Origin of the sequence: Robiginitalea aurantiaca, assembly GCF_030380815.1 — a bacterium.
GTDB classification, from domain to species: domain Bacteria; phylum Bacteroidota; class Bacteroidia; order Flavobacteriales; family Flavobacteriaceae; genus Robiginitalea; species Robiginitalea aurantiaca.
The window spans coordinates 1-25,291 of record NZ_JAUDUY010000003.1 but is presented as its reverse complement, the minus strand read 5'-3'; the positions used below and the strand labels follow the sequence as shown (position 1 = coordinate 25,291).

General features: G+C 46.2%; 20 protein-coding genes. 15 read left to right on the top strand and 5 right to left on the bottom strand.

The features are described 5' to 3' along the window. The first annotated feature begins 44 nt into the window (after positions 1–44). The 4 genes from QU605_RS06530 to QU605_RS06515 all read left to right on the top strand — a co-directional run bounded on the left by QU605_RS06530 (position 45) and on the right by QU605_RS06515 (position 6,329). Complete coding sequence (locus tag QU605_RS06530) at positions 45–785, top strand: DUF6090 family protein (RefSeq protein ID WP_289724480.1); 741 nt, start codon at positions 45–47, stop codon at positions 783–785. A gap of 161 nt (positions 786–946) precedes the next feature. Next, complete coding sequence (locus tag QU605_RS06525; RefSeq protein ID WP_289724479.1) at positions 947–1,834, top strand: ABC transporter ATP-binding protein; 888 nt, start codon at positions 947–949, stop codon at positions 1,832–1,834. A gap of 9 nt (positions 1,835–1,843) precedes the next feature. Then, a complete protein-coding gene (locus QU605_RS06520; RefSeq protein ID WP_289724478.1) occupies positions 1,844–5,488 on the top strand; it encodes an ABC transporter permease/M1 family aminopeptidase in 3,645 nt (1,214 codons plus the stop codon). 37 nt (positions 5,489–5,525) lie between these two features. Then, positions 5,526–6,329: a DUF6090 family protein gene (locus QU605_RS06515; protein ID WP_289724477.1), complete on the top strand. Its 804-nt coding sequence runs from the start codon at positions 5,526–5,528 to the stop codon at positions 6,327–6,329. Between the two features lie 114 nt (positions 6,330–6,443). On the opposite strand, the gene QU605_RS06510 is transcribed toward QU605_RS06515, so the two are convergent. Then, on the bottom strand, positions 6,444–7,436 hold the full coding sequence (locus QU605_RS06510; protein ID WP_289724476.1) for an acyl-ACP desaturase: 993 nt from the start codon (positions 7,434–7,436) through the stop codon (positions 6,444–6,446). Between the two features lie 230 nt (positions 7,437–7,666). Between QU605_RS06510 and QU605_RS06505 the strand changes: the two genes are divergently transcribed. From QU605_RS06505 to QU605_RS06495, 3 genes are all read left to right on the top strand, one after another. Further along, positions 7,667–7,852 (top strand): hypothetical protein, encoded by a 186-nt coding sequence (locus QU605_RS06505; protein WP_289724475.1) that lies wholly within the window; start codon positions 7,667–7,669, stop codon positions 7,850–7,852. A gap of 49 nt (positions 7,853–7,901) precedes the next feature. Then, positions 7,902–8,819, top strand: coding sequence for a diacylglycerol/lipid kinase family protein (locus QU605_RS06500; protein ID WP_289724474.1), 918 nt, complete (start codon positions 7,902–7,904; stop codon positions 8,817–8,819). A gap of 100 nt (positions 8,820–8,919) precedes the next feature. After that, positions 8,920–9,687 (top strand): hypothetical protein, encoded by a 768-nt coding sequence (locus QU605_RS06495; RefSeq protein WP_289724473.1) that lies wholly within the window; start codon positions 8,920–8,922, stop codon positions 9,685–9,687. Between the two features lie 139 nt (positions 9,688–9,826). Here the strand turns inward: QU605_RS06495 and QU605_RS06490 are convergent, their stop codons facing one another. After that, on the bottom strand, positions 9,827–12,010 hold the full coding sequence (locus QU605_RS06490; protein ID WP_289724472.1) for a tetratricopeptide repeat protein: 2,184 nt from the start codon (positions 12,008–12,010) through the stop codon (positions 9,827–9,829). Positions 12,011–12,123: 113 nt separating this feature from the next. On the opposite strand from QU605_RS06490, the gene QU605_RS06485 reads away from it, so the two are divergent. After that, entirely contained in the window at positions 12,124–13,194 is a 1,071-nt protein-coding gene (locus QU605_RS06485) for a DUF6090 family protein (protein ID WP_289724471.1), read from the top strand. Between the two features lie 136 nt (positions 13,195–13,330). Continuing rightward, positions 13,331–13,717, top strand: coding sequence for a DUF302 domain-containing protein (locus tag QU605_RS06480; protein WP_289724470.1), 387 nt, complete (start codon positions 13,331–13,333; stop codon positions 13,715–13,717). Positions 13,718–13,727: 10 nt separating this feature from the next. On the opposite strand, the gene QU605_RS06475 is transcribed toward QU605_RS06480, so the two are convergent. Then, positions 13,728–14,369: a response regulator gene (locus tag QU605_RS06475; protein ID WP_289724469.1), complete on the bottom strand. Its 642-nt coding sequence runs from the start codon at positions 14,367–14,369 to the stop codon at positions 13,728–13,730. 16 nt (positions 14,370–14,385) lie between these two features. Then, positions 14,386–16,257 (bottom strand): tetratricopeptide repeat-containing sensor histidine kinase, encoded by a 1,872-nt coding sequence (locus QU605_RS06470; protein WP_289724468.1) that lies wholly within the window; start codon positions 16,255–16,257, stop codon positions 14,386–14,388. Positions 16,258–16,540: 283 nt separating this feature from the next. Here QU605_RS06470 and QU605_RS06465 point away from each other — a divergent pair, with 283 nt between their 5' ends. The 5 genes from QU605_RS06465 to QU605_RS06445 all read left to right on the top strand — a co-directional run bounded on the left by QU605_RS06465 (position 16,541) and on the right by QU605_RS06445 (position 22,010). Further along, complete coding sequence (locus tag QU605_RS06465) at positions 16,541–17,860, top strand: adenylate/guanylate cyclase domain-containing protein (protein WP_289724467.1); 1,320 nt, start codon at positions 16,541–16,543, stop codon at positions 17,858–17,860. Positions 17,861–17,944: 84 nt separating this feature from the next. After that, the gene (locus tag QU605_RS06460) at positions 17,945–19,342 is read left to right on the top strand and encodes an FAD-binding oxidoreductase (RefSeq protein WP_289724466.1); all 1,398 of its coding nucleotides are present in this window, start codon (positions 17,945–17,947) and stop codon (positions 19,340–19,342) included. A gap of 174 nt (positions 19,343–19,516) precedes the next feature. After that, a complete protein-coding gene (locus QU605_RS06455; protein ID WP_289724465.1) occupies positions 19,517–20,014 on the top strand; it encodes a lipocalin-like domain-containing protein in 498 nt (165 codons plus the stop codon). A 60-nt stretch (positions 20,015–20,074) separates the two neighbouring features. Continuing rightward, positions 20,075–20,323, top strand: coding sequence for a DUF6090 family protein (locus QU605_RS06450; RefSeq protein WP_289724464.1), 249 nt, complete (start codon positions 20,075–20,077; stop codon positions 20,321–20,323). A gap of 97 nt (positions 20,324–20,420) precedes the next feature. Next, positions 20,421–22,010 carry an N-acyl-D-amino-acid deacylase family protein gene (locus QU605_RS06445; protein ID WP_289724463.1) on the top strand — a complete coding sequence of 530 codons (1,590 nt, stop codon included), beginning with the start codon at positions 20,421–20,423 and terminating at the stop codon, positions 22,008–22,010. A gap of 129 nt (positions 22,011–22,139) precedes the next feature. On the opposite strand, the gene QU605_RS06440 is transcribed toward QU605_RS06445, so the two are convergent. After that, on the bottom strand, positions 22,140–23,297 hold the full coding sequence (locus QU605_RS06440; RefSeq protein WP_289724462.1) for a carbohydrate binding domain-containing protein: 1,158 nt from the start codon (positions 23,295–23,297) through the stop codon (positions 22,140–22,142). 425 nt (positions 23,298–23,722) lie between these two features. Here QU605_RS06440 and QU605_RS06435 point away from each other — a divergent pair, with 425 nt between their 5' ends. Next, positions 23,723–25,168 carry a sulfatase-like hydrolase/transferase gene (locus QU605_RS06435; RefSeq protein WP_289724461.1) on the top strand — a complete coding sequence of 482 codons (1,446 nt, stop codon included), beginning with the start codon at positions 23,723–23,725 and terminating at the stop codon, positions 25,166–25,168. Positions 25,169–25,291: the final 123 nt, after the last annotated feature.

The following is a 25,291-nucleotide window of genomic DNA, read 5'->3' as shown; positions in this document are numbered from 1 at the left end:
CCAATATTTCACTATCTTGATAAAGGCAAAACCAACTCCAATCCATGCTACGCTTCTTCAGACAACTCCGTCAACGCCTTCTAACTGAGAATAATTATAGTAAGTATCTGCTTTATGCGGTTGGGGAGGTATTCCTGATAGTCGTCGGGATATTGCTCGCCTTATATCTGGACAATTTAAATGACGAAAAGCGCGCCCGGCAAGTAGAAATTAAACTGCTACAGGAGCTGAAATCTAACCTTGGAAGCAATCTCAGGATATTGGACAGGAGCTTGTCTACTGAGCTCGAATATCTTTCTTACAATGAAACCATACTCGATTATCTCGACAATAAAAAGCCTTATGACGAGGCACTGGAGCGGGCTTTCGGAGTCTACTTCTGGACCATTTCAACCAATCCGGTCAAGGGCGGGTATGACTTTCTGAAATCTAAAGGGGTAGATCTGATCACCAATGACAGCCTGCGCAAAAGCATCAGCTTTATTTTTGAAAATGAGTTCTCAATACTAAAAAACGAGAATGAAGTGTGGTCCAACAATTTGCAGCAAAACATTTCATATCCCTACCACGTAAAACATTTCAGAAGATATTATTCCAGCGTAAATGACACGGTAGTCGAGCTTGCCAAACCCTTTGACTATAACGCCCTGCTACAGGATGATCAATTTAAAAGCATCAATGCCGAAATAATATCCAACAGAAAGTGGAATATCAATACCCTCCGGGAACTTATCCGTGAAATGGAAACATTGATATTACAAATTGATGTGGAGTTGCAAAATTGAATCTTCAACACAAAGAACAGAATACTCAATGCCTTATAGGCACCTGCATAAAACCTGGCCTGCCAGCCACGCCTAAGATTCATTTTCCTATATTCATAATCAAATTACATGCTGTTTTCGTTTGAAGCGATAACCCATACCCTAAAAAACACACCTAATTCATGGAACTCACGATCAACAATCTCTCAAAAACCTATTCCAATGGGGTGCAGGCCCTCAAGGATGTTTCTTTGACCATCCCCCAGGGAATGTTCGGGCTGCTCGGCCCGAATGGCGCGGGAAAATCCACCCTGATGCGGACGATCGCAACACTGCAGGATGCCGATTCGGGAAGCATCACCCTGGATGACGTAGATGTCCTTAACAACAAACAGGCAGTACGGGAATGCCTGGGGTACCTCCCTCAGGATTTTGGGTTATACCCCAGGATCAATGCCGAAACCATGTTAAATCATATTGCCCAGATGAAGGGGATTAGCAATAAAAAAGAGCGCAAAGACCTCGTGAGTTTTCTTTTGAATCGAGTGAATTTATATAAAGACAGAAAGAAAGCCCTGGGCACCTATTCCGGTGGGATGCGGCAGCGATTTGGCATCGCACAGGCCCTTGTGGGAAGTCCGAGTCTTATCATTGTTGATGAACCTACGGCAGGCCTGGACCCTTCGGAGCGAAACCGCTTTTACAACCTGCTTTCAGAAATCGGTGAGAACACGATTGTGATCCTGTCCACCCATATTGTGGAAGACGTGAATACGCTCTGTTCCAACATGGCCATCATTTGTATGGGGGAAGTACTCATGCAAGGCAAACCACACGATGGTCTTGCCCTTGTAAACGGTAAAATATTTCAAAAGGCCATTGAAAAAACAGACCTGGAGCATTATCGGGAAGAGTACAATGTGATTTCTACCAAACTCATCGAAGGAAAACTCAGTCTGCGTGTCGAAAACGAGTCCAACCCAGGGAATGGCTTTGAGTCCGTCCCGGCTGAACTGGAAGATGTTTACTTCAGCTATATTTCTAAGAAAGTAGATCCAATCACCATATAATCAGCCCTCATGTTTAAAGATATTTTCCTTTTTGAACTCAAATACCGTTTTAGACGACCGGCTACCTGGATCTACTTTCTGATCCTGGTCATTGTGCCGATGTTGCTTATTGGTTTCGGAAATACCCCTGCCTCCGAAAAAGTCTTTCACAACGCCCCGATCGTAATTGCCAATCTGCTGCTGCTGATTTCGATTTTCGGGATTTTAATCGCCTCTGCGGTAATGGGAGTCCCCCTTTACAGGGATCTCGAACATAAAACAGGGACCTACCTGTTCAGCTATCCCATTACCAAAACCGGGTATTTTATGGGCCGTTTCTGGGGGTCATTTGTCACCCTGTTGTTTATTTCCTCAGGTACGCTTTTAGGTATTTGGTTGGGCAGTTTGCTCGGGCCGGCTTTTGGGACCGAAGCCACACGCTATGGTCCAAATCTGCTGGTTAACTATTTTCAACCCTGGTTTACCCTATTGATCCCCAACCTCTGGTTGGCAAGTGCCCTTTTCTTTGCCCTGATCATCTTTACACGGAACATCCGTTCCATTTACTCCGGGGGCATCATCATTTTTATTGGTTATCTGCTGGCCAACTTCCTGGCTCAGGACATTGAAAACAAAGATATCGTTCAACTCATCGACCCTTTTGGTCTGAACTCTTTTGATATCCAAACCCGATACCTGACGCCCTATGAACAAAATAGCTTTTTCCTGCCCCTGGAAGGCAATCTGCTCTGGAATCGGGTTCTTTGGGTTGGTGTTGGCCTGGTGTTTTTCATCGCCGCCTTTTGGAGGTTCAGTTTCGAGTATTTCTTTAAAACCGATCGCAAAGCTGAAAAGTCTAAACCCCAGGACGAGGTCGAGACGGTCCCGGAACCTGTAACCCCTGTAGCTGACTTTTCGTCCGGATATCAGTGGGCAAGCCTGAAAACCCTGGCCCGAATCGAGGTCAAAAATGTGGTTAAAGATGTGTATTTCAAGTCCATTTTGTTGGGTGGACTCATTTTTCTGATCCTCGATTTCTGGATCGGGTTTACCACCTACAGCGTCCCAAATTTTCCTTCTACTTCCTTTTTAATGGAGTATAAGACCTTTGATTACAACCTCTTCGTCTTTATCATCATTGTATTCTTTACCGGGGAGAGCCTCCATAGGGATAAGTCGACCGGATACTCGGTCATCAACGATACGTTCCCTGTACGCGACTGGGTTATTATCGCCTCAAAGTTCATAGGCATGTCGGTAATTTGCCTGGTGTTAACTACCCTTCCGATTATCGTTGGGGTCCTCATTCAAACGCTTAAAGGGTATTTTGACTACGATTTCGCGGTTTATTTTACCGATAGTTTTCTTATCTCCCTCCCCGACTACCTGCAAATGACCATGTTGGTTTTTGCAGTACATCTTGTGATCAACAACAAATTTGCGGGTCATGCTGCAGCTATAGGTATCTGGCTGGTTATCCTGATTCTCAGAAACTTTGCCGATTACAATTTCAACCTGTTCTTTTTCAGCTACAAACCGGGATATACCTGGAGCGACATGAATGGATTGGGTCATTTTGCGAAACCATTGTTCTGGTTTAACCTCTACTGGACCGCCTGGGGTGTTTTTCTGGTATTGTTCTTCAGTGCATTCTTTAGCAGGGGAAGCGAAAATACCTTAAAAAGCAGGTGGAAAACAGCTAAAAGCAGATTTCTGGGATCTTCCCAAAAGTTCTCACTGGTTTTTCTCCTGGTTGCCCTGGCATCGGGAGCCTATATTTATCAGAATGTCGTGTATAAAAAAAATTACCTCACCCCGGATGAAGGGGAAATGCGGCTGGCGGCCTATGAACAGCAGTTAAAGCAATACGAGGGCATTCCGCAACCCAAGTACACAAAAGTCAAAATACAGGCCGATCTGTTTCCCATGGAACGGGACGCCTATTTTTCGGCCGAAGTGGAACTGGTTAATAAAACCAATTCACCTATCGATTCCATTCACTTCAATTCGACGGCCCTCTCGGATTTTAAAGTTATTTTGAGTGGAGACACCCTCAAACATCGATTCCCTTTGCGTTACAAGGCTCCTAAATTTCAGGTGTTTGGCAAGAATCCGCAGCGCGAATGGTATAAAATCACCGCCCTGCCCAAAACCATGATGCCCGGGGATACCCTGCAGATGACAATTGTAAGCGAGGTGATCAATACCGGGTTTCCAAACTCAGGCTATGAGCGGGAACTCGTCTATAACGGTTCGTTTTTCAGTGGGGGAATTCCCGATATCGGTTATGACCCCGGGGCGGAGATTTCTTCTGATGAGGACCGCCGAAAGTACGATTTGCCCGAAAAACCCGAAGATCTCCCCCCCCATAATGATCCCAAAGGAAGAAGTACGCTGCTCTTTGTGGATGATGCAGATTTTATTCAGTTTGAGGCCGTGGTAAGTACGGTCCCTTCTCAAATTGCGGTGGCTCCGGGATACCTGCAAAAGGAGTGGGAAGAAGGAGGGCGGAGGTATTTTCACTACATACAGGATACACCCATCCAATGCTTTTTCACTTTTGTCTCTGCGGAATACGATGTGCTCCGAGATGAGGCTACCCTGCCCGATGGTCGGAAGGTCGCTATTGAAATCTTCCATCACCCTGATCACAAATACAACCTGGATCGGTTCCTGCAATCTTATAAGGATGGCCTGACGTATTTTTCCGAAACCTATGGCGATTTTCAATTCCGGCAAATGCGGCTATTGGAATTCCCCCGCTACGCCGGATTTGCGCAGTCCTTTCCCAATACGGTTCCGTTTTCAGAGAGTTTCGGGTGGGTGGCAGACTTTTCGGATGTGAACGACTTCGACTATGTCTATTATGTAACCGCACATGAATTGGCCCACCAGTGGTGGGGGCATCAGATTGCCCCGAATTATACCCGGGGTTCCAACCTGACTTCAGAAGCCCTGGCCGAATTCTCAGCCCTTGTACTATCCGAAAGGCGTTATGGTAAAGACAATATGAAGCGGTTTTTAAAAAGCGAGCTCGACGATTACCTCAGGGGTCGATCTAATGAAAACAAAAAAGAAAACGTATTTATCAATTGTAACCGTCCGTATCAGTGGTATAACAAAGGCAGCCTGATCTTGTATGGCCTTCGGGATTTGATTGGGGAACAGGCCATGGACTCGGCCCTTTATAAATTCAATGCCGAATTCGGACTTAAACAAACCCCGCCTTTTCCGGGCAGTACAGACTTATACCGCCATCTAAAGGAGGTAACCCCAGACAGCCTGCACTACTACCTGGAAGATACATGGGAACGCATTACCCTTTACGATAACAGGGCCGAGGTCGCTGAGGTCAAAAAACTCGGGGAGGAAGAATACGAAATCACCCTCAAGGTGCGCTCTCAAAAGCTCTATGCGGACGAAACCGGAAAAGAATCCGACGCCTCCTATGAAGGCGATTATATCGATATTGGTGTTTTTGCTGCGGACGACCAGGATGAAAACGGGCGGGATCGCGTGAATGCGTTATATCTGAAAAAACACAGGATTAAACCCGGGGAATCCACGATTACCATTCGTGTAAAGGGCACTCCTGAAAAAGCCGGGATCGATCCCTATAACAAACTCATCGACCGTATACCAGATGACAATACCACAGATGTTGAGATCAGCTGATTGGATACAAAACAGTTTAACATAATATGGGCAGGTAATGCTTCGCTTTTTCCGACAAATCCGCCAGGGCTCTATTTCCGATAACAAATTCAGGAAATACTTTCTCTATGTAATCGGCGAGATCATCATCGTCATTGTGGGGATTCTTATCGCTCTTCAGGTAGATAACTGGAATACACAAAGGCAGGACCGTGCAGAGGCTCAGGTATTTATGCGGCGATTAAAAAATGAATTCCAGGATAACCGGAATCAGCTGCTTCAGAAAATAGAGATGAGGAAGCGGGCCCTGGAATCCGCCAGGGAACTCGTCCGCATCGTGGATGACCCGACTGAAAATGCCTCCCGCTCTCAGGTAGACAGTCTACTGGCTATTGCGCTGCCGGTCTATACCTTTGACCCCTCACAAGGCGTATTGAACCAGTTGACCTCAACGGATAAACTCACCCTGCTGAGGAGTGAAGCCCTTAACGACAAGCTATCGGCATGGGCTTCCATGATTGAGGATTTCAAAGAGGATGAAAACATGTACAACAGTTATAACCACAACCACTTCAGGCCCTTCCTCTATAAGAATTACAATAGCAGAAACATCATAAACAGCCGTATCCGGAACAAGGTCATAAGCCCTATTTTACTCGCTTCACCAGAAAGTGTCAATACTGAAATTGGCTACTCAAACAAGCCTGTGGAACTCGATGTCCTGCTCAATGCCGTCGAATTTGAAAACTACCTTGCGTTTACCATTAGCTGGCTTTCCCTGATAAATACCCAGTCAAAAGGCGTTCTCAATTATATCGATGAGGTCCTTGCGATATTGGATGAAGAAATCAAATCCGATTAGCCCCTTTGGCACTGATGCACGGCCAACTTCTCTCATTTCGGTAAGGTGCTTTTGCGCGAGTCACGGAACAGATGCCGTACAATATGTACGATGGACCAGATGTGGTGAATATAACTACAACCTCCCGTTGGGTGTCACCCAGGAAAAACGGTAGGCGTCCTCAGGATAAGACATGCGCTCGGCTATGCGCTCCAGGCGCGCGGGCAGTTTCATCAGATATTCCCGCGCCTTTTCTGCATCATCGGAAAGCGCTCTCAGGCCGTCTATCTCCCAGTAGTCATTGAGCTTTTTAAGTATCTCAATGTAATCTGTAGCCGTATAAACCCCCAAACGCTGGGCACAGACGGAAAAATTTTCAAAGGCCTTTCCGGCCGATTCCCCGGACTCCCGAAGAAAATGGGCAGGCATCACAATCTTTTTCTTCATCATATCTGTAAAGGCGAGAACCATGCCGTTGGGGTCGTGGTCCATGATTACCTTGACAAACTCCCGATACGCAAGATGGTGGCGCATCTCATCTCCGGCGATGATGTTGCACATTTTGCCCAGTAATGTATTGCCCTTTTTCCGGGCCAGTTGTGCAACCCTTTTATGGGAAAGGTTGGTGGCCAGTTCCTGAAATGTGGTGTATACAAAGTTCTTGTAAGGGTCCCGGTCGGTACCAATGTCGAAGCCATCGCTGATCAGGTGCTGGGTGGATATCTCGATCTCGCGCATATTCACGCGTCCCGACAAATACAGGTATTTGTTCAGCACGTCCCCATGACGGTTTTCTTCACCCGTCCAGGCGCGCACCCATCGCGACCAGCTGTTCGGCTCGTCCTGTTGACTGATTCCTTCAACGTCCATCAACCAGGATTCGTAAGTAGGCAGGGCCTCCTCGGTAATGGTATCTGCCACCAGAGTAACCCAGAAATCATATCCGAGTTCTTTGGAGGCTTCCCTGAGATCGCTTACCTGATCATAAAAGTTTTCGCTCTGGGAATCCGGAAGAAAATCCGTGGGCTGCCAGATATCCTCCGGGGCAATCAGAAATTCTTTCATATAGCCGTCTACTTTGGGCTCAATAGCCTCCATTACTTCCAGACGTATATTTTTCTTGACCATGGTGGATTTTTCCCAAAGATCGGTATAAAATAGAAGGTAGGAGTTCCAAAGTGCCGGTTTTATGATTGTTTTGTCCTGTAAGACTTAATGGGAGCAGGGCGAATCCAAAAAACTGCGGTACGTCCAGGAAGTAATAATATTATCATTATTGGTATTTTGCTGGCCCTACTCGTAAAAACCCTGAATTTGGAAAAAGAATTGTTACCTTAAATTCCTAAACCCAACCCATTATGGACTACAAGAAATCACTTCTTAAACTCGCCATCAGCCTCTTACTATCACCTATAGTCGTATACCTGGTATTACTTGCCGCCAAGGCGGCCGGGTCTGTGTATGAAATGTCGCATGGAGAAACCTTCATCATATGGCTCCTTATGGCCATTGTGATCAACCTCTCGCTGACCGGGAAAGAATAAATGACCCAGGGGCCATTGGCCAGTGAATTGCTATCCCCAATACGCCCGGATGAAGATTGTCTTTATAGCAAATAACAAAAACAAGCGCGCTGGAAAAGCCCTTCCCGGGCTTGAACGGTATTTTGGTCAAATGAACCAGGGCCGCGTACAGATCCTTGCTACCCAGCGAAAAAAGCACGCCATCGATCTGGCCAGGGAAGCAGCTGAAAGGGGTTGTGATTACATGATTGCTATCGGAGGGGATGGCACGCTGCACGAAGTGATCAATGGCCTTTTACAGAGTAGTCTTCCAATGCCTGAATACCCGGCAATTGGGCTCATTCCTTGTGGTTCGGCCAATGATTTTGCGAGAACGGCACATCTTTCAGATTCCATAGATTCCCTGATGAATCTCATTCAATCCCATACAATCCAAAAAATTGACCTCGGGCAAATCGTTCTGGAGCAAACCGGGGAAATCCGCTATTTCATCAATATTGCAGGAGCAGGGCTTGGGGGCGAAGTGGTTCAAAAAATGGAACAATCCTCAGGGATACTGGGGCCGGGGTTAAACTACTTCAGGCAAATTTTCATGGGATTTCTCCGATATGCCAAAAAAGAGGTGAGTTGTACCGGCAGCGGTTGGCAGTGGAAGGGTCGGCTGCTACAATTGGCAGTGGCCAACGGGCGTTATTTTGGCAATGCCCTCTGCGTTGCCCCGGATGCCAGGCTTACCGATGGCCTTTTTCAGGTCACAATATTCGGGGATTTGAGTGTCTGGGATTACTTGAAAAACCTCGGCAACCTGAAAAAAGGCGTCAGGATAAACCACCCCCAAATCACCTACTACAATGCTAAGGAGCTATTGCTTGAAAGCAATGTTCCCTGTCATATTGAGGCAGATGGGGAGTACATCGGACTGGCCCCGGCAACCCTGCGCATACTGCCGGAAGCAATCTGTTTTTTGATGCCCCAGGAAACCTCCTGAACTGTGGTATATTAAGAATTTATGCCGGTGAAGGTCCGGGGATTTGCAGGTGCGCCAAATATTTCTCTATCTTGAAAAGTGAAAATAGCTTTCACAACGCATGCTCCATTTCCTCCGTAAACTGCGCCAACGCTTGCTTACAGAAAACAGATTCGGAAAATACCTCTTATACGCCATCGGAGAAATCCTGCTGGTGGTCATCGGGATTTTGATCGCCCTGCAGGTGAATATTCAACAAGAGGAGTTCAAAGAGAAAAAGGTGACGGAACAGCTCCTGAAAGGCATACAGGCCGATTTGAAACTTGAGGTTGAGCGAATTGATTTCCTAACGGGCTATTACACCCAAATCACAAATGGAATTCAGCAAATTCTTTTAAATCATCAGGGAAAAGCAACCCAAAGCAACAAAGAACTCGGCCAGTATTTTCTAAACACTTTTGAGTTTCGAAAATTTTCCAAAATTGACGTAAACTACCAGACCCTATACAGTAGCGGGATCCTTCAGGGCATAAAAGACAAAAAGCTTTCCGAGGAAATCATAACCTACTACTCCCGACAATTCCTCGAATGGTCCCTGGAGATATATCAGCAAAAAGCCGGTGCGTTTGATTTTAATAACGTCCCGGATTTTCAGCCGCTTGACAAACTGCAAACGGGCGCGAATTATACTTCCATTCCCGAGTTTCGGTTGACTTTTGAGGACACGTATAAAACCGATTTTACGGAATTTATCCATGAGCCTGAGGTGTTAAACTTCCTTGCAGACCTTTTACACCAGAGCGAATTGGTTTTTTCTAACCTGAAAACCTACAGGGAGTCCAACCTCGCCTTATCAAATCGCATACAAGACTACCTGGATCCCCGATAAACTTCTTCAGAAATATCCGCTACCGGTTCTTTTCTGAAAAAAAAATCAACTGGCAATACCCTCTGCTGTAAGGAGATTGGCCTGTAATAGGTGGGAGTAAATCGACCTCAGCAAAGAAGCCCTTATTGTCCGTTTGCTCTTAATCCTTCGGCAAATAATTGATATCCGGCATGTAGTTTTCTTCCCAGCTCATATTCTCAGCATTAAATCTCCACACGTAGCTGGCAATTACCGCTTCGTTTTCGTATTCGAAGGAATATTTGATTTGCACCCCGGACATACTTATGTAACTGGTTTCTGAAATCGGCAGAAGTTCCTTCCCTGGCAGGCCATCTCGCTTATACATCAACCGGCCATCCTCAATCCAGAATTTTCGAACACTTTCATTTCCATCTATACTGTAGGTGCCTGATACCCCCTTAAGCTGGGTGATCAGTGCCGTTGAATCCATACCCAGCACATAGTCTATATGCTCCAATGCTGTTTTCAGGTAATAATGTCTCGGATTCGCCTTTATGGCATTTTCATAGGCCGATTTGGCCTCGTCCAACTGTCTTTGCTGCAGCAAAGATTCTGCTTTTTTAATTGTTTCATCCTGCTTCCAGTACCAGAAGGTATCTGTCACATCGGCCTGAATCTGATCGAATTTAACCCCGTAGTACTGTCCCTTATCATCCCATAAAAAATCATAGTTTTGAGTGGCTTCAATTAGCGGATGCCCTGAAACCAAACGATGATCACCCGCCCTGATAAGGACTCTGATGCGCTGGCCTGAAGTATACTTCAGAACAGTATTCCCTTTTGGCCAAAAGGTGAACGTTTGTTCACTGCTCTCACTCCGATACTCCCCCTCGAACTTTTGTAAGTCCTCCCCTTCTGCGGGATTTTCTTCCAAATACGCCAGTACGGAGTCGTATACCCTGGTTTTATTTTGTAAGTCCGGATATAACAGTTTAATTCGTTCATGTGTTTCACGAGCCGCTTCAATGTCACCTTTCAAAAGTTCCGGCATTAATTTGAATGCAAATAAGACATCGTCGTTGGGCTGAAGCAGAGAGAACGCATCAATTTGATTTATGACAGCGTCATACTCTTCCTGAATAAGTCCCGCTTCGATCATCGATAAGCCGCTTTCACGATCCTTTTGATTATCCCAGGCATCCATGGCCATTTGGGTGTATGCCTTCAGGTTTTTGGTTCTCCCGTAAATGTTTTTCAGGGTATTGTTATAAATGTCGCTAGTGGGGTCGACTTCCAACTGGATTTTCACGAGTTTCTCGGCTTCCTCAAACTGGTCATAGGCCAGGTATCTGAGGACCAGGGCTTCGCTTTGTCTTTGCAGAGGCATCCTTTGCCGGTATTCATAGGCCTTATCCGCCAGACTTTGCTCCTGTGTTTTGCTCCGGCTATAGATGACATTCCGCCTTCCGTCAAAAAGATACGCCAGGGCAAAGGTGCTGTCTTCTTTTACCGCATTTTCATAATCGCCGTATCGGAAATACTCAAGGGCTTTGAGGTTGCTGCTCGTAATTTCCTTAATGGGCAAATCGAGGTAACTGGGGTTGTTGAATTCATCGGAATCCAATGATTGTGTGATAAATACTGTCGCATCGTCGATCAGGTCCAGAATATCGTTTCCCTTAAAGGTTTTCTCCATGATCACCTTGGCATTTTTGGCTTTCCGGATATAGGTGTTCAGGGTAATCAAACTATCTGTCACTTCATAATCCCCGTCGATATAAAAGTCATAAAAATAACTGGCCTCCTTTACCTTCTCCGCCGTATTATCTATAAACACAGCATCCGGTTTCAGGTTTTTGTTTTGCAGCAAGTCCTCATTGAGTAATACGGGAATGCCAAACTCAAGCCAGGCCGTCGTACTGTCGGCGACTTTGGGTTCAAAATTGTAAATGTAGAAGCCTGTCCGGAACTCTTCTTTGGTAATTAAGGCAGTCCTTTTTTCGCCGGATTCAGTCGTGTACTCAATAGCCTTTGTAGTCGCACCTAAATCCGTAGTGCCAAACCCGAAGTACAGACCAACGGCCAGTACGAGAATATTAAGGGGAAAGATTATCTTTTCTCTTAAGCGTAAGGACTTTTGATTGATGCGTTCATGGTGAAAGAGATAAATCAGCAGAGAAGGTATGATCCCAATAAAAACCCATAAAAGAAGCTCCACCCAGTAAGGGGAAAGGGAGTAGCGACTGAGAATCCAGTCCAGGAATTCCAGAAAGGTCCATGCGCCCACCAAATAAGCCGCAAAAATCTGCGCGACCTGCTTCCATCTTTTATAGTTACTTTTCTCAGATTCAGGTGTTGCCATGTATTTTAAATATTCTCGCTGTTAGCTGAGAAGTCCCCCCTATAAACTAGTTTTATATGCTCTAAGATACTATAACTGAACAAAAAGACTGAATAAAGAAATTCCAGATACCTATGCTCCGCTTCTTTCGCACCATACGCCAACGGCTGATCACTGAAAACAAGTTCAGCAGATACCTCTTGTACGCCATCGGGGAAATCCTGCTTGTAGTGATAGGGATTTTGATTGCCCTTCAGGTAGATAACTGGAATGAAGAACGCAAAAAGCAGCGGGAAATCTCCCAATTGTTGCTCGATATCGAACAGGACCTCCTTTTGAATTATGAGTTGGCAGACCAGGCATTGGATTTCTACAGAATGCAGGATTCGGTTGTTAAACGCATTGCCAACAATAGCCTGACCGCAGCGGATTATGAAAACAACTCCAGGCTTGACTATTTGGTTAGTAACTGGGAATATTACCTGCCTGCCGAAAAGAACATCAATCAATTTGTGGAATCTGAAAAACTCGTGCCCGCGGTCTATAAACCGATCGTTGACGGCCTTAAGAAGCTTCAGAATTTCAGCTCTGTCCTGAACGATGCCTGGTCTAACCTGGATGCAAATATTGACGAGAACACAAAGTTCTTAACGAGTTTTAACTGGTTTGTGAAAAAGGATTCGCTTTCCACAGCCAAACGCATAGCGTTTTTCCTCTACGAGGAAGAATATCAGACCACCGTTTTTCGGTATTGGGTTCAAACCCAGAATTATTACGATAAAATTACCCGCTACAGGGCCCAAACCATCGCCACCCTGGCCATATTGAAACAGCTCAAGGACAATTACAGCGCAGTTGAAATCCAAAGGTTATTTCAAAAAATTGGGATGACGCCCTTTGCAGAGTACCGCTGTGGGGTTACCAGATCGGAGCTCCAACCTTTGAAAGCCCTAAGATCCAGCGAGCTTTATGCCAACCTCACCCCGGAAACCGTACACTTTAAACTGACCAATAATGAAGGACAGGGCGTTACGGAATTTGCCGTTCCCCCGAACACCTTCACCACGATCCCCGGCAACGATTATTTCGGACTGGAAGGGGATAATACCACCCTTGCCCGGGTCTCGGATGAGACGGGAAATTGTATAGGTACCTACGGCGCTTTTGAAAATGGGTTTCTTATGATTACCGAAAGTGATCGGTGATGGTGTTTTTCCGATTTCTTTAAGTTCAAATTTATACCTGTAAAAGGTTCTGATTTGTTTTTCGCGCCTACCCTCATTTTGCGTAATTTTAGAGTGAAGAAAATGTGCTCGGTTTTTCCAACAAACACCTCATGCTATGAACTACTATTTTAATACTACACTCACCATGGACTTTGACAAGGCCATTGAAGTAGCTACGGCTGCATTAAAGGAAGAAGGCTTTGGTGTCCTGACCGAAATCGACATTGCACAGACCATGAAAAAGAAACTGGATGTGGATCTGCCACCTTACAAGATCCTAGGTGCGTGCAACCCTCAATACGCTTACAGGGCTTTGCAAGCAGAGAACAAAATAGGCACCATGCTCCCCTGTAATGTGATTGTTCAGGATATTGGTGAGGGTAAGGTCGAGGTCTCTGCTGTTAATCCCATGGCTTCCATGCAGGCTGTCCAAAACCCCGAACTTGGCGTCCTTGCTGAAGAGGTCACTGAAAAACTCAAACGGATGATTGCCAGTCTCTGATCGGGCAGAATCAAATGAGTCCCCAGTCTACCGCTTTTTTGATCATACCCACGGAATTTTTGACGTCCATCTTTACAAAGAGGTTTCTTTTGTGGGTTGCCACCGTATTGGTGCTTACAAATAATTGATCTGCGATTTCCTGGGTGGTATACTCCTCTGCGATTAGTTTTAAAACCTCAATTTCCCTCTTGGTAATCATAGGTCTCGTTCCCTCTTTTGGCTTGGGGTCTTCTGTCAGGCTTTCAATGATCTTTTCGGCAAGATGGGAGCTGATCACTTTTTTACCTTCATGAGCGTCCTTAATGCCTTTTAACAGATATTCTTTGGACGCATTTTTCAGCAAGTATCCGCTAGCCCCAACCTTAAACAAAGATGTGATAATGCTACCCTCGTCATTGGTGGTCAGCATGATAATCTTTACCTCCGGATAGGCCTTTTTGACATGCATGGTAGTCTCCAGGCCATCCATTACAGGCATCTGCAGGTCGAGTAGCAGGACATCCACGGGTTCTTTTTTAAGGAATTCAAGGACCTCAAGTCCATTTTTGGCCGTACCCACCACTGCTAATGACCTGTCTTTAGTAAGGATTGCTTTCAGGCCATCGAGCATGATCTGATGATCATCTGCCAATAGTACCTTAATCTTTTCCATGTGATTCCCTTTTATATTAGACTTCGCTTATCTCACTTAGCGGGATATTTATAGTCACTAAAGTGCCGACGCCTATTCTGCTGTTCAAATCGTAGGTGCCCCCGATAAATTCCGTTCTAAAAGCTATGCTCTTTAACCCCATGCCCTTCTCCACATCTGCGCTGTGCGGATCAAAACCGATCCCATCGTCTTCTATAGTGAGATCGAACCATTCGTCCCCATAGACCATCTGCACGGAGACTTCGTGTGCCTGGGCGTATTTTACAATGTTATTCAACGCTTCCTGAATAATCCGGAATAACATCACATTGGTATTGTCATCAAAAGTCCGTTCTGTTCCGTGAACATGCAGCTCCGCACTGAATTCATGTACGGCGTCCATTTTCACAACCAGGTCTTCAACCGCCTTTCGAAGTCCCAATTTTCTTAGGGATTGCGGCATCATTTCGTGGGCGATCTTTCTGACCTCAGAACACGCCTCATCGATCATCTCACTGGCAGTACCATAAATTCTTTCTGAATTTTTATCGTCAAAATTTATTTGGAGACTCCCAAAATTTACCTTCAGACTTGACAGTAGGTTCCCCAAACCATCATGAAGGTCGCGCGCAATTCGGGATCGCTCCTTTTCCTGACCTTCCAGCATGGAACGCATCGATATGATTTGTTGTTCCCTGTGCGCTTCATTAAGCTCCAGTTTACCTGATTTGACTCGATTCTGGAAATAGAGGAATCCGGCTAGCGAAATCAACAATAATCCTACTAAAGAAAATAATAACATGTTCACGCTTTCCTGGGTTTTTTGGTTCATTACTTCTTCTTCTAACAGCTCGATCTTCAATTGATCCTTTTCAAACCTGACCTTCATGTCGGCCAGGGCTTCCAGACTGCTTTCTTTTAATTTATTCTGTTCCTGATATTCCTTTTGTTTCTCCAGCAGTCCGTAAGCCGCTTCAAAATCTCCCTTTAGCAGGTAGTTTTGTCGCTTTACATCCATGATTTCGTTCTGCAGTCCGGGTCGATCCGACACACCACGGGTCTTTTCGGATTTTTCGATAAGGTCCTGAGAACTTTGGAACCCATAAGTGTTTAACAGGGCCAATATGGAAGTAGTGTCCTCTTGTTTTTCAGCGGCCTCATAAATCATAGATGCGATGCTCATCATGGATTCCACCACGCCGATATTATCCGCTGCACTCCGATGTTCATATCCTTTCAGGTAGTTGGTTGCCGCCAAATCCAGATTTCCATTTAGTCGATGGCACTCTCCCATTCCCTGATATAACCTGGCAATGTCAATGTGCGATACCGGGACTTCCTTAAGCCTGTACTCCAGGGCAGTTTGGTATTTTTCCAATGCAGCCTGGGTATTTCCACCTGTGTATTCAGCAATTGCCCAATTGTTCAAAACCCCTGCTTTACGCTCCTCATCAGGAATGCTGGAAAAATAGTCATAGGCTTTTTGATACGATTCAAAGGACTCTTCAATGGAGCCATAAATCATTAAGATCGTCCCTTTGGTATCAAAAACATTGCCGAGACCGTAAGCGTCATTGATTTTAGTGAAGCTGGCTGCGGCACTATCCAAATATGCTGTTTTCTTATCCATTTCATCCAGCCCATAGGACCATGCCAATCTGTGAAAGGCCTTCCCTGCGAGCCCAGGGCTGTTCAACTGTTTTGCCAGGTCCAGTGCTTTATGGGCATACATTTCTGAGGCATCTCCGGAATAGAACAGGTAAGCCATCTTCAGATAGGTCTCGCATTTCAACGAGTCTTCCGGCATCAATTTTACAGCTGCACTCAGGCTGTCCAACTCCCTTGACTGACTGGCCATAAAGTTGAAACCCGCCAGGAACAGAATGATGAATACCCTTATAGTTCTCATACCCGGATTTTATAAAATGCTTTGACTGGGCAACTGCCGGCCCTTTTTGTTTCGGAGGTTTGCGGGATGCTGATCCCATGCAATCAAAATTATCGAATTCTTTGGCGCCGTCAACACCTAATTCAATGATTATCAGTATCACACAATTGTGTGATGCAGCCTCATAGAAAAAGGTTATTTTTAAAAATCACTCATTTGGGTGTAAAATCCCAAAACATTCAAAAGTAACTTTGACCAAAAGCGATTAGAGAGGATGCGAGCATTTTGATGAAACACCGTTCCGATGACCAACAAGATAACATACGCAGCAATACAAAAGGAAGTCTCTTCGGATTCCAATTCTAAATCCCTTCTCGACATCTCTATAGACAATAAAATTCCACACCTTCACGAATGCGGGGGAAATGGGGTATGCACGACGTGCAGGGTGCGAATCCTGGAAGGCATTCAGAACCTAAGCCCGAAATCCGCTTTTGAAATTAGCAGCAGTCACGCCAGAAAATGGGATCCCTCTATTCGACTGGCATGTCAGGCACGTCCGAAAGGTGATGTGACACTTCAACGCTTGATCTGGTCCAATAGCGAGGTAAACAACTTACAGAAGGAATTAGCCCCCACAGGGCGCGCGGAGCAGCGTCCCATAGCCATACTCTTTTGTGATCTCCGAAATTTCACCCACCTCTCTTCTCATAACCTCAACTTTGACATCGCCTATATGCTCAACCGGTTTTATACCGCATTGGGCGAGCCTATCCTGATGAACAATGGTATCATTTATCAATACGTCGGGGATGAGATTATCGGGGTTTTTGGAACCACCGGCGGATCAGGAAAAAAGAATTGTGAAGATGCCATACGCGCTGCCCTGGGAATGCAATATGCGCTTGAATCCCTGAACCGGACTGATCTGAAGGATATCGACGTTAAATTGAAATCGGGTATCGGCATCAATTTCGGGACGGCATTTATAGGGCATCTCGGCCATCCAACACATAAACAATTCTCCGTAATCGGGGACCCGGTAAACGTAGCGAGCAGAATCCAAAACGAAACCAAGGTTACCGATACGGATATTCTGATATCTGAAACCGTGCTGAATAACGTTGATACAGACACGGTTGTAACAGGAAAAACCTTCCTGAATAAATTGGCCGGGAAAGACGACCCTTTACGTCTGCATGAGCTTGTTGGTTTTAAGGATATGGACCTTCAATTGGAACTGCAATCTTCCATGAACACAATGCTCGATGACGAGGAAGAATTCGCAAGCATCTTCTATAACAAGGTATTTACTCTGGCTCCCCAGGTAAGGGCACTTTTCCGCAACAATATGACTGAACAGGGACGCCTACTTACCCATATGCTGGGCGGGATTGTGTATTCCTTTTCCAGGCCGGAACACCTTAAAAAGGGTTTGGCAAAATTGGGCCGGAGCCATGTTCAGTATGGCGTGAAAGCAGAGTACTACCCGGTGGTAAAGCTGGCCATGATGCAAACTATCGAGCAAGTACTGGGTGAAAACAAAACCAAACGAACCCTTGAGGCCTGGAATACTGCCCTGGATTTCGTGATTGACACAATGAAAGGGCATGCCTATGCATAGCGCCAAGGCCGAAATCGGCCTGGCGAAAAAACACAAACAACCCCCGTGAAACAACCACATACCAATTAATTTAAAACAACAACAATGTCAGCAAAAACAAAAGTTAAGGAATTAGAGGCGTCTGCTTTTGACGCTCTGAAAGCTCAGGTGAGGGGAGAAATTATTTTCCCCAATGATGCGCAGTACAACGAAACGCGGAAGGTGTACAATGGAATGATCGACAAGCGCCCGGGAATGTTTGTGATGTGTGTAGATGCTGCCGATGTAAAGTACGCTGTGAACTTTGCGCGGGAGAATAATCTCTTAGTGGCCGTGAGAGGCGGAGGACACAACGGGGGCGGGCTTGGACTCTGCGATGAAGGCATGGTCATAGACTTGTCCGGTATAAAATTCGTCCATGTGGATGTCGAAAACAGTACTGTCCGTGTTGGCGGAGGGAATTTATGGGGAGAGGTGGATCATGCAACACATCCCTTTGGGCTGGCCGTTCCGGCTGGAATCATTTCAACCACCGGCGTTGGCGGCCTTACATTAGGCGGAGGGGTCGGACATCTTTCCAGAAAGTACGGCCTTACTATAGACAACCTACTCGAGGCCGACATGGTGCTGGCAGACGGGTCCATAGTAACCGTAAATGCCGAGCGGAATGCTGATTTATTCTGGGCCATCCGTGGCGGGGGCGGAAACTTTGGCATAGTCACTTCTTTCAAATTCCAGGCACATCCGGTTAAGAATATTATCGGCGGTCCCACGCTGTGGCCCATTGAACGGGTTGAGGAGGTGATGGAGTGGTATCATACCTTTATCAATAATGCCCCAGATGAACTTAACGGCTTCATAGCCACAATGGTAATCCCCGGAGCTCCATTCCCGGAAGAATTGCATAACAAAAAGTTCTGCGGAATTGTTTGGGCCTACGTAGGGGACCCAGAGAAAATGGACGAAATTTTTGCTCCCGTTCATGCCATGAATCCCATTTTTGCGCATGTAGGAGAAATGCCCTATCCATCCATTCAAACGCTGTTCGATGGCATGCTCCCGCATGGGTTGCAGTGGTACTGGAGGGCCGACTATTTTAAAGAGCTCGGGCCTGAAGTGCGCTCCGGACATTTAGAGTACGGATCTAAAATTCCAACCCCGCTTTCGCAAATGCACCTCTACCCCATTAGTGGTGCGGCCAGCAGGGTTGGAAAGGAAGATACGCCCTGGGCAAATAGGGATGCCAAATACGCTGGTGTTATTGTCGGCGTGGATCCGGATCCTGCAAACGCAGAAAAAATCACAGATTGGTGCAAGGAATACTGGGATGCATTGCATCCTTATTCCACCGGCGGCGCCTACCTGAATTTTATTATGGACGAAGGTCAGGAACGGATCAAGGCAAGTTATAAAGGGAACTACGAAAGGCTTGCTCAAATCAAGAAGGCATATGATCCCGAGAACTTCTTCCGGGTGAATCAGAACATCCTTCCCGCCAACTAATCATAACCCCCCTCGGAACCAAAAATTCCGGGGGGTTTTTTATCCCGAATATTGGGTGATCCGATATTGCTCAATAGCATCCCTCTTTAAGCATCATTCGTCCATAATACGCCCAAAAAGACATCAAATTTAAATGTTGTATCTTCAAAGAAACCACAAAATCAACCACACGTTATGAAAAACCTTCTACTTACTTTGCTCATGCTATTTGTAATCGCTGCCTGCGCGGAAAAAAAAGAAGCCCCGGCCGAAATTGAAATAATAGAGGAGCCCACCCTGGAGGGGGCCTGGGAAGTGAGCCAGATGATTTGGCAATCCCCGGATACTACAATATATACGAAGCCCTACAAAAGCATTTTTATATTCACAGACAAGCATTACAGCATGGAGGTGGCTACTGAAGACAGGCCGTCCTGGCCGTCCCTGAAGGAAGGGGAAGAAAGAAGTGATGAGGATATCAGGAACGCCTATAGCGGCTTGATCTCGAATTCGGGCACTTATGAAGTGGTAGGTGATTCGCTAATTCAGTATGCCATCGTGGCCAAGTCCCCAAATTATATGAATGACGCGCCCCGCAGTTCAAAACTCCTTACCATCGAAAAGGACTCGATTTATTTTACAAGAACCTTTGAAAATGGAACCCGAATTGAAGTACTGAAGCGCATGGACTAATCCGGTAAGGTTACTTCAAGCGGGTAATCTTTGTTGCCTGATTGGTGTAACCACAAACCCATGCTCCGATTCTTCCGAAAGATTCGTCGAAATTTACTCTCTGATAATACCCTGGGCAAATACATATTGTATGCTGTTGGGGAAATCGTTTTGGTGGTCCTCGGGATCTTGATTGCCCTTCAAATCAACACCTGGAATGAGCACCGAAATAACGACGCGAAAATCCTTTCATTCTATAAAGAAGTTCAGACGGATTTATTAAAGGAAATTGCAAATTTTGAAACCATTATTTCAAGTTATAAACTGTAAGATTCATTAACGTATTTGGTTCTCAATAATACATTAACCCCTGAGGACTACAAAAACCAAGGGGGCGATGAGCTACTTGACCTCATAACCTATTATCGTGATTTTTAAATTTGAGAATACAGCGCTTTGTCTCCTTTTCTCAGCTCTTTTGCTGGCGGGATGTGCCACACAGGAAAACTATGATATCCTGATTAAGAACGGACAAATCCTGGACGGTTCCGGAAGGGAGTCCTATGTAGGGGATATCGGCATCAATGCAGATCGTATCGTCGCCATGGGCGATCTTTCCGATGCTGTCGGGAGGCGGGAGATCAATGCCAGTGGTCTGGTGGTGGCTCCGGGGTTTATAGACATCCATACCCACCTGGACCCGATTCTCGAACTGCCGGAATGCGAAAGTCACATCCGGCAGGGGGTGACAACGGCCCTGGGAGGTCCGGATGGATCCAGTCCATGGCCTTTTGGCATGTATCTGGACACCCTGGAACAAATTGGCGTGGGCATGAATGTGGGCTACCTCATCGGGCACAATACCGTCAGAAGGAATGTGATGGGACTCGATAACAGGGCTCCGACCGGACAGGAGCTCGAACAGATGGAAGCACAGGTCTCACAGGCCATGAAGGAGGGTGCCTTTGGGATTTCCACCGGACTGAAATACCTGCCCGGCACCTTCTCCGAAGTTAACGAGGTCATTGCCTTGTCGAAAGTTGCGTCGGTCGAAGGCGGCATCTATACCTCCCATTTAAGGGAAGAAGGCCTGGGGCTGCTGGAATCGGTCGAAGAAGCCATCATAATTTCCGAAAAGGCCGATATCCCCGTGGTCCTAACCCATCACAAAGTAGTCGGCAAGCCCATGTGGGGCAAGAGCAAAAAAACCCTGGCCATGGTCGATTCCGCAAGGGCCAAAGGGCTGGACATCCGGATAGACCAGTATCCCTACGATCGAAGTTATACCAGCATCTCGATACTGATCCCCGGCTGGGCGAGGGCCGGGGGAAATGACGCGTTTCGGGAACGGGTTTCTAACCCCCGGCTCAGGGACAGCATCAGTGCTGGAATCATTTTTAATCTGATCAATGACCGGGGCGGGGCCGACCTCAAAAGGGTTCAGTTTGCCAAAGTAGCCTGGATGCCCGAGCTGGAGGGAAAGACCCTGGAATACTGGTGTGACCAAAAAGGGCTGGAACCCACCATGGAAAACGGTGCAGACCTTGTCATCGAAGCCCAACTTAAGGGTGGGGCCTCCTGTGTCTTCCATGCCATGGACGAAGGGGATGTGGAGCGTATCCTGAAACATCCCCAAACCATGATCGCTTCAGACGGCAGGCTGGTCGCTCCCGGAATGGGCCACCCCCACCCCAGGTGGTACGGGACATTCCCCAGGGTCCTGGGCCGTTACGTGCGTGAAAAGCAGGTCCTTTCTCTGTCCGAAGCCGTACATAAAATGACCGCCCTGCCAGCCGCTGTGATGGGCCTGACAGACCGGGGACTGCTCAGGGAAGGGATGAAGGCTGATATCGTCCTTTTCGACCCCGCAACCGTCACTGACAAAGCCACCTTTGAATCCCCCCACCAGTATCCTGAAGGCATTCCCCTCGTGATCGTCAATGGACAGGTTTCCTTTGAGAACGGGGAGTTTCAACATTTAAAGGCCGGGATGGTATTGAGAAAACCGAAACCTTAAGTAAGGTGACAGTTCATCCACTGGCACTTCGGAAAATAATGAAAGATCGATTTGGTTAAAGCCCTATTTCTTTTGATGGCGGAGGGGTGCCTTATATTGAATCATTCCGCCCGGGTGCCCTCCTATAAGTTAGTTGAGTTGCGCATCATATTGTTCAACCATTAATAAAAACGCTTGTGCTGCAACTTCCAAACTCCTTTGTTTCAGTGCTTCAATATCATTTTCATCCGGCTTGTAGGCATATAATTTTGCCTCAACAAATAAAGGGTGATGAGAATTTAGCAAGAAAGAAAATGCGTTCTCACCCTCATTATTAAGGATAAAAAGATGAATACCAAATACGAAATGAGTCCCTTCTCTTTGTGGTTCAAATAGAATCTCTGGTATGATGTAATAATCTATATTCTCCTTTTTCTCCTTAATCCCGCTTCCAAGCCTTTCCATATCATTTTGAAAGAATTGATATTGAGCCTGTCCCTTTAATTCTCCCGGATCGAGCTTTTCTTTCCTTAGAGCTAAATTTAAATTCTCCACACTATTCAAATTTTGGGTGAATTCATTTGAAAGTGATTTAGACCAGGTTGTAGTGCCTGGTGTCCTGATAATGGTGGGGTAAATGATAAATTTCGATTCTTTGTACGAATCTATAAATTCCTGATCAAGCATTGATTCGGGCCGGAAACCTGGGTTTTTTACATCCTTGTTAGAGGAACTCAATTCCGCAAAGGGGGCTTCTTTAATTACCCCGAGGTCAATGAGTGATACATTGTCTAAGTACACATTGGTATTTATCGTTCCAAAGTCAAAACTTAGTTTGTGCTCTGGAAATACCGTATAGACATCAAACTCTATATTAATCTTCCGCCATTCAGTAGTGGCATTTTGGATGTAGTTGTTGGAGCCTATCAGGCTTGTCCAATTTCCCCAATTCTCACCAAGAAAAACACCAAAAGTGCGATTTGAATCTGCCTTAACATCAAATGAAAGTCTATATGAATGCCCAGGCTCCAAAGGGAACCCCAACTGTATCATCTGCACCGCAAAGGTTTGATTTCCAGAACTGCGTATCTGGTAATGCAATTGCTCATTTACAATCGATGCATTGGCGATTACATTCTGATCTTGCCATGTCCACCAGATATTAGCGGGAGGAGGCCCTTCAAAATCTGAAAGTATTTCAGTGGTTAAACTAAAGCCTCCGTCGGTTATTATATTTTGAGAATGAACAGTGGAAAAGGCCAATAGAAAAATGCCAAAAAACAGGGAATAGAAGCCATATGCTTTCATGATGTAATTTTTATCTATCCCCAAGGTACTCTGTGCTCGGTCAAATGGCAATGACGGCCGTCACTTGGCAAGTGTTCATCAAATCCACGGAAACCCAAAAGACCTGACCAATAAAGGTTGAAGCGAAATTGATTCCATAGTCTTTCCTCCAACGATCACCTCAGCCCAGTTCATTTGGCTGAAATGGAAATAGAACTCCAACTGCCAGATATTGGACTTACTGAAGAAAGAAGAGCCGGGAGGGTCTCCCTGATAATCCAACGCCCTGATTTCCCCGGCTACATCCCGGAAGGAAGAGACTATATAGAATACTAAAGAATTCTACTTTCGAATTAAGAACACAAGGCCCAAATTTTTGATTATAATTTAGGCCTTGTCAATCAACGCGGAATTTATGTAATTTCAAAGGGTAATATCCGCAACCCATGCTCCGCTCTGTCTTTATCCTGGTATTGTTTTTTACTTCCATACACCTTTATTGTCAATCCACCCAACCGAATATTGTGATGATCGTCGTGGACGATATGAGGTACGACGAATGGGGCGGTGGGGGCCATCCGTACCTGCAGACCCCGGCCATCGATTTGCTGGCCAAAGAGGGCACGCAATTCAATAGGGCCTATCACGCGGTGCCCTTATGCTCCCCCAACCGGGCGAGTATCCTTACAGGGCAATATCCCTCAAGGCATGGAATTATTGACAATACGGCCCGAAATCAGGCGAGTTTTATGCTCGACCTCTTCCCGAAATACCTGCAGGAGGTGGGCTATAAAACCGCCCATGTAGGGAAATGGCATATGGGAAACAGTCCTGCTCCCCGGCCCGGCTATGATTACTGGGTGTGTATGGAAGGACAGGGAAGGACTTACAACCCTGTTCTTTTTGAAGACAATACCTCCTACGTGGCCGAAGGATACATTACAGACATATTCACCGATATGGCGATTGGTTTTATTCAGGAAAATGCGGAAGGGCCCTTCTTCCTGTATATCGGGCATAAGGCGGTGCATCCGGAAGCGGTACAGCGGGATGACGGCAGCACGGACCTGGATGTGCCCAAGGAATTTATTCCTGCAAAAAGGCACGAAGGGTTATACCGGGGAAAGCCCTACAAAAGAAGTCCCTCCTATTCTCCCACATCTCGTGTTGAGGAAGGGAAACCCGTGATTAAAAATGCCTTTAAACTGCGCGCTGCAGCCCTGGAAAAGGACCCGAGGTGGGCCGGCAGTATGGACCTGGGTATTTCCGAAAAAACGATTCAAACCCGGGCGGAGATGATGCTTGCCGTAGACGAAAGTCTCGGGCGGATTATGGCCGAGCTCCAGAAGCTCGGAATTCGCGAGAATACAGTGGTCATTTTTACCAGCGATAATGGATACTTCTATGGAGAACACGGGTTTTCCCTGGAGCGCAGAATGCCCTATGAGGAATCCGTAAGGACCCCGCTCATTATTCGGCATCCCGGAATACCCAAGCCGGCGAAAACTGTTAACGGCCTGACACTGTCTGTAGACCTTGCAGCCACGGCCCTGGATGTTGCAGGGGTGAACAATGCGGGGACGGTTCAGGGAAAATCGCTGATGCCTTTGTTGAGTGGTGAAAAAGATGAAATACGATCCTCAGGGCTTATAGAGTATTACAGCAATGAAAACCCATTCCCGTGGACGGCCCAGCTGGATTACAGGGTTGTGGTTACGGATCAGTATAAATACATCAAATGGCTGAGGTTTGACAGTGCTGAACTGTACGACTTAAAAAAGGATCCTTACGAGCTCAATAACTTGATTGAGGACACGGCCTATAAAGCGGTTGTGAAGGAACTACAGGGGCAGCTGCGTGTACTTCAGTTGGAGGCGCTGGGGTTGGAGTGAAGGATGCCGCAAGGGTTAGGTCCAGATACGCTCTAGCTCAGCTTCTCCCATCACTTAAATACGGGCTGAGATTCTCAATGCCTTCCACAATCAACCGGCGTTTAGGACCCGCTTTTTCGGCTA

Coding starts and splice junctions, on each gene's coding strand:
- QU605_RS06465 (WP_289724467.1), top strand. CDS start 16,541: ATGACCAACAAGATAACATACGCAGCAATACAAAAGGAAGTCTCTTCG.
- QU605_RS06475 (WP_289724469.1), bottom strand. CDS start 14,369: ATGGAAAAGATTAAGGTACTATTGGCAGATGATCATCAGATCATGCTC.
- QU605_RS06510 (WP_289724476.1), bottom strand. CDS start 7,436: ATGGTCAAGAAAAATATACGTCTGGAAGTAATGGAGGCTATTGAGCCC.
- QU605_RS06460 (WP_289724466.1), top strand. CDS start 17,945: ATGTCAGCAAAAACAAAAGTTAAGGAATTAGAGGCGTCTGCTTTTGAC.
- QU605_RS06500 (WP_289724474.1), top strand. CDS start 7,902: ATGAAGATTGTCTTTATAGCAAATAACAAAAACAAGCGCGCTGGAAAA.
- QU605_RS06450 (WP_289724464.1), top strand. CDS start 20,075: ATGCTCCGATTCTTCCGAAAGATTCGTCGAAATTTACTCTCTGATAAT.
- QU605_RS06455 (WP_289724465.1), top strand. CDS start 19,517: ATGAAAAACCTTCTACTTACTTTGCTCATGCTATTTGTAATCGCTGCC.
- QU605_RS06485 (WP_289724471.1), top strand. CDS start 12,124: ATGCTCCGCTTCTTTCGCACCATACGCCAACGGCTGATCACTGAAAAC.
- QU605_RS06480 (WP_289724470.1), top strand. CDS start 13,331: ATGAACTACTATTTTAATACTACACTCACCATGGACTTTGACAAGGCC.
- QU605_RS06490 (WP_289724472.1), bottom strand. CDS start 12,010: ATGGCAACACCTGAATCTGAGAAAAGTAACTATAAAAGATGGAAGCAG.
- QU605_RS06530 (WP_289724480.1), top strand. CDS start 45: ATGCTACGCTTCTTCAGACAACTCCGTCAACGCCTTCTAACTGAGAAT.
- QU605_RS06440 (WP_289724462.1), bottom strand. CDS start 23,297: ATGAAAGCATATGGCTTCTATTCCCTGTTTTTTGGCATTTTTCTATTG.
- QU605_RS06505 (WP_289724475.1), top strand. CDS start 7,667: ATGGACTACAAGAAATCACTTCTTAAACTCGCCATCAGCCTCTTACTA.
- QU605_RS06495 (WP_289724473.1), top strand. CDS start 8,920: ATGCTCCATTTCCTCCGTAAACTGCGCCAACGCTTGCTTACAGAAAAC.
- QU605_RS06520 (WP_289724478.1), top strand. CDS start 1,844: ATGTTTAAAGATATTTTCCTTTTTGAACTCAAATACCGTTTTAGACGA.
- QU605_RS06515 (WP_289724477.1), top strand. CDS start 5,526: ATGCTTCGCTTTTTCCGACAAATCCGCCAGGGCTCTATTTCCGATAAC.
- QU605_RS06470 (WP_289724468.1), bottom strand. CDS start 16,257: ATGAGAACTATAAGGGTATTCATCATTCTGTTCCTGGCGGGTTTCAAC.
- QU605_RS06435 (WP_289724461.1), top strand. CDS start 23,723: ATGCTCCGCTCTGTCTTTATCCTGGTATTGTTTTTTACTTCCATACAC.
- QU605_RS06525 (WP_289724479.1), top strand. CDS start 947: ATGGAACTCACGATCAACAATCTCTCAAAAACCTATTCCAATGGGGTG.